The 4,656-nt window shown below is 24.9% G+C and carries 5 protein-coding genes and 1 pseudogene; all 6 read right to left on the reverse strand.

Translation table 11 applies throughout. The features are described 5' to 3' along the window. Nucleotides 1-93 precede the first annotated feature (93 nt). Nucleotides 94-858 (reverse strand): hypothetical protein, encoded by a 765-nt coding sequence (locus ACIQ56_RS14655; RefSeq protein ID WP_397601788.1) that lies wholly within the window; start codon nt 856-858, stop codon nt 94-96. Next, nucleotides 855-1,655 carry a hypothetical protein gene (locus tag ACIQ56_RS14660; RefSeq protein WP_397601789.1) on the reverse strand — a complete coding sequence of 267 codons (801 nt, stop codon included), beginning with the start codon at nt 1,653-1,655 and terminating at the stop codon, nt 855-857. Before ACIQ56_RS14660 ends, ACIQ56_RS14655 begins: the two co-directional genes overlap by 4 nt. 164 nt (nt 1,656-1,819) lie before the next feature. Beyond that, a complete protein-coding gene (locus tag ACIQ56_RS14665) occupies nt 1,820-2,590 on the reverse strand; it encodes a thioesterase II family protein (protein WP_397601790.1) in 771 nt (256 codons plus the stop codon). A gap of 56 nt (nt 2,591-2,646) precedes the next feature. Beyond that, on the reverse strand, nt 2,647-3,474 hold the full coding sequence (locus tag ACIQ56_RS14670; RefSeq protein ID WP_397601791.1) for a fatty acid desaturase: 828 nt from the start codon (nt 3,472-3,474) through the stop codon (nt 2,647-2,649). An 86-nt stretch (nt 3,475-3,560) separates the two neighbouring features. After that, on the reverse strand, nt 3,561-4,028 hold the full coding sequence (locus ACIQ56_RS14675; RefSeq protein WP_397601792.1) for a Dps family protein: 468 nt from the start codon (nt 4,026-4,028) through the stop codon (nt 3,561-3,563). 177 nt (nt 4,029-4,205) lie between these two features. Further along, nucleotides 4,206-4,656: pseudogene (locus ACIQ56_RS14680) on the reverse strand (hypothetical protein); the annotation flags it as partial.

The raw sequence follows: 4,656 nt of genomic DNA on the forward strand, positions 1-4,656 counted from the left end.
TGAAGTTTACTACAATCGTGTTAGAAAGCATTCGTCGAATGGATATCTGTCTCCAGTTATATTTGAAATAACTAGACCAATGAAAAAGGTCGGTTAATTGTGTCTATAAAATTGGGGGAAGATCACTAAGTCAAAACTTTCTAATAAAAATTTTCCTATTTTATTTTGAGTATGGTTCAGTTTAAATTGTTTTGTATCGTAATAAAATGGAATTCTAAAATCATATGTAGACATATTTTTATAGACTTCAATAAGAATTAAAGAAATAACTTTTTTTGTATTCCATTTTAAAGAATTATTTTTTTGATTAAAATAATCGATTACAATATCAAATATTTTTTCTTTTCCTAAAAAGGGTTCTAATGTATTTAATTCAGCCCTTGCTAATTCGGTATTATAGGCTAAGTAATTAATTAAATAAAATATCCAAAAAGATTTTTCCTGTAAATCATTAGGATTTTTTCTTACTTTATGAATATAATTTGTATATTTTATAAAAAATTCATTGCCAATGGATTCATGGCTTAAGTCTGTTTTTTGGGAGGCAAGGATAGATTTACAAAAATTATAATCCTTTTTTTTTGAACCTATTAAGATAAAACATTTCGAATTATTAATATAATCAATATAATTATTTGAAGATTGGCTTAAAAGCGTTAAAAGTCCTTCCAAATTCATTATGTTTTTAGGAGTAATTTTTTTAGTTGAAGAATCAATTTTTAAACGGAAGGAAGTATAGTTTTTTCCATAGTTACTTATTAATTTGGAAAATTGATTTTTAAATTTTGAATATTCATTGTAATTAAATTCTTTAATTCCTATTTTAGGATCATAAAATGCAAATTGTATTTTATTCATATTTGAGTAAATAAAAAGACCATAAGTGTTTTTTTGTTTGAAACTTCTTGAATATAATAGTAGTAATAGAATTTTTTTTGGTTTGTTAAGCTGTAAAAATTAAGGTCTTTTTCTAAGTAATTTAAAAAATTTAATTTTAATTGATCGTGGCAGTAAGAGGTTTCAATAGTTACATTTAAATCTTTTATAGAGGCATAAATTGCATGTGTATACTTTAAAAGGTATGAACTTATTCTATCAGAACCCTCTGGTTCTGTTTCATCTTCTTCATCAAAAAAATCAAAAATAAGATTGGGGCATAATTTGTCGATTTCATCTAAGTTTGTCAAATCATTTTTTTGCCCAAAATTGTCGTAATTAGATAGATTACTTTTTAAATCAGGAGTATATTTTTCAATTTTTTCTTTGTAATTATTATAATTTTTAAGATTATTTTTAAACTCTTCTGATTCTTCGCAAATATTATTTTTTTTCATTTCATCTAATTTATTTGCAAAAATTTTAATTTTATTTAGCAATTCAGAAGATATATATTTATTATTAATCATTGTGTTTTTTATTTCTTGCAAATTAAGCAAGTATCTTAAATACTCGTTCGAATTTTCTTCAAAATAAGATTTAAAAACAGATAAACTTCCGAAATTGTAAAAATCTTCTTTAATATATTTAAAAAATAAGGTTACTAATGCAAAAGAGGGGTTATTATTTAATTCTTCAATTTCTTTATTTAATATTTTGTTATTTATAGAATTATTTTCATAGAAATTATTATTTTTTATTTTATTTGTAAAAACCATAATATAAATATCTCCTTTTGTAAAGTTTAGATAATTAAATATAATAAATAATTAGTTATCATAAATTTAGAAAAGGACAAGTATAATGAAAAAATATATTATAATTTGTTAATTTTATAAATAAAATTTAAATAAATAGAATAATAATATGGATAAATATAATTTTAATGGAAATGGCTTAATTTGTTTAAGTTATTTAAGATGCTATCTACTAAAATTTTTTCATTTCCTTGAAAATAAAAATGGCCGCCCTCATATTCATTTTGTGAAAATTTGTTTTCTGTAAAGTTTTTCCAATTTGACATTTCAGATGGTGAGGCTTTCAAATCTATTTTTCCAGAAAAAATTGAAATTGGAATTTTAAGTTTTTCAAAATAAACAGGATTGTTATTTAAATTATGAAATAGAGTTAAATCATTTTTTATAATTGGTAAAAATAAATTCATTAGTTCTGATGAATTAAAAAACTCGTCAGGTGTTCCACCAATATCTTTCATCCATTTGATTAATAATTCGGATGAATTTAGATATTCTGGTAAGGTAACTTCTTTTTTTATTAAATTTGGAGCTTTCGTTGCAGATATTCCAAGCCAAATAAGAGGAATTTCATTCTGTGATGATAATAATTGCGCTATTTCATAAGAGATGTAACCCCCTAAGCTATGTCCAAATAAGGCTAAAGGGGCATCTTGAAAATCTTTTAAATATTCTTTAATAAAACTTTGCAATTCATCTCTGTTTCTAACAAAATCTTCTGAAAACTCAACCCCTCGATTTGGAAGATCTAAAAAACAGATATCCCAATTTTCTGGGAAAAAATTACAAAAATTAAAATAAGTTGTAGAGGAACCACCTGCATGATGATTGATTAAAAGTCTTAATTTAGGATCTTTAATTTCATTTTTTTTATAAATATACTTATTATATTTTATCATAAATTCTCCAAAGAATAATTTATTAAAATTATTCATTTTAAATTACATTTGAAGAATTAGGTAAAATCAATTTTGTTTCGATGAATTACCCAATTCATTATTACAGATTTTCTACCAAAAAAATATCTTTTAGGAAAACAATCTTTTTGGTGATTTTCCCACTCAATTAATATTTTATGGGCTTTTTTTAATTTAATAGTTGGGATTTTTGGAAGTAGGTGATGGCTTAAATGATAATTATCTCCAAAAGGAAAAAAAATCATACTTGATAAATTACTTGGTATTGATCTTGTGCTTTTTATAATTCCATTCAATTCGAGTCCAGCGTGATCTGATATTTCCATAAATACTTTTAAAAAATGATATATTGTTGTTTTTGATACAAACCAAAGTATTAATAATATAATTACTTTTTTTATTGAAAAAATATAAATTAAAGTGACTAAAAAAATAAACCAACAGAGAAAAACCTCTAAAATTTCCTTAAAATTAAAATAATATAAATTGCCAAGATATGAGCTTTTAAGCCATATCTTATTTGGGATTGCCAAAATATTAATTTGATAACAATTTTTTTTGTGTGTTGGATCAAGTTCCTTTATACAAATATAATCTGGGTCTTTGTTTTTCATTCCTAAATAACGATGATGGGCTATAGGAAAAAATAAAATATGAATCCATGCGGTTAAATACCAGCTAAGGAAAATATCGATCCAAAGGTAAATTAAAAATATTGAAAAAAGAGGAGATGGATTTTCCAATTTTTTAAAATATTTTATTTTTTCTTTAGAATGGATAAAGTTTAAATTTTCAGTAATATCTTTTATATTTTTATGAAGAATCTTTTTTTCTAATTCAATATTAGAACAATTTTGTTCATTCATTTTATTTAACCTTTTAATTTTACATATAATTTTATTTATTATATTTAATTAAAAGAGTCAAATCCTTTTTTAGAATGAATCCTGGATTAGTCAAAATGACTTCTTAACATCCAGGCCGTTTTTTCATGTTCTTCAATGCGAGCGGTTAGAAAATCGCTTGTGCCAGCATCACCTGCTTTATTTGTTTCTTCGATCCAAGATCTTAAGTTGCGAATAATGGTTTCATGATCTTCTAATAATATTTTGATCATTTCTCTATCTTTTGGAACTTCTTTTGTTTCTTTAAGACAAGTTAATTCTTTTAATTGAAAATATGTAGCTGGTACAAATTCTCCTAAAGATCGGATTCTTTCTGCAATTTCATCTAAGCTATCAAATAGAGAATTGTATTGTGTATCAAATAACTTATGAAGATTTTCAAAATACATTCCCGTCACATTCCAATGGAAGTTGTGGGTTTTTAAATATAAATAATATGAGTCAGCTAAGTAGTGAGAAAGTATTTCTACGATTTTAGCACTATCCGATTTGTTAATTCCTATATTTGCTTTCATACGTTTTCCTTTCAGAAATGAAGTTTATTTCCCTTCAATGATTTTACGGTAACATACTTTTTGGGGAGTTACTAGTAATTTAGACTTATTCTAAAAATATAACTATTATTATTTAAATTTTTACTATTAGTTATAGGGATTTAAACGGGTAGGAAATAAAGATATTATATTTTTCAGCTATTTATCGGGACGGACATAGTCAAGAAGTCTTTTTTTGATATGTTTTGGTTTTAAGGCATGAATCTCAGGGACAATTCCTGCAAGAGGCATGGCATATTGATAAAATTCTTCTGTAACCCCATTTTCTTCACTATTAATCATACTCTTAGGCATTAATTTTGTTTTTTGTGCAACTAGTTTTAAATCGCAAAGTGAAGTTTCGCATTTATAAGTATCTCCAGGCAAACGGATTAATGTAACCATTTTATCCGATTCTCCTTTCATCATATAATGAACTCCCATGGATCCTACTAAAAAGGCATCGGCTTGATCGGTTGGTGAAGCCATTCCAGCAAGAGATCTTTGCAAATAACCAAGAGTATCTGCGCGGCAGCGTAATTTTCCAAATGCTGTATTATATACTAAGTTCTTCTTTATTAAGTTGGATAAATAATCGCCAAGTTTGCCT

It is taken from the genome of Silvanigrella sp., from assembly GCF_044369315.1.
Lineage (GTDB): Bacteria > Bdellovibrionota_B > Oligoflexia > Silvanigrellales > Silvanigrellaceae > Silvanigrella.

Coding starts and splice junctions, on each gene's coding strand:
- ACIQ56_RS14655 (WP_397601788.1), bottom strand. CDS start 858: ATGAATAAAATACAATTTGCATTTTATGATCCTAAAATAGGAATTAAA.
- ACIQ56_RS14675 (WP_397601792.1), bottom strand. CDS start 4,028: ATGAAAGCAAATATAGGAATTAACAAATCGGATAGTGCTAAAATCGTA.
- ACIQ56_RS14660 (WP_397601789.1), bottom strand. CDS start 1,655: ATGGTTTTTACAAATAAAATAAAAAATAATAATTTCTATGAAAATAAT.
- ACIQ56_RS14665 (WP_397601790.1), bottom strand. CDS start 2,590: ATGATAAAATATAATAAGTATATTTATAAAAAAAATGAAATTAAAGAT.
- ACIQ56_RS14670 (WP_397601791.1), bottom strand. CDS start 3,474: ATGAATGAACAAAATTGTTCTAATATTGAATTAGAAAAAAAGATTCTT.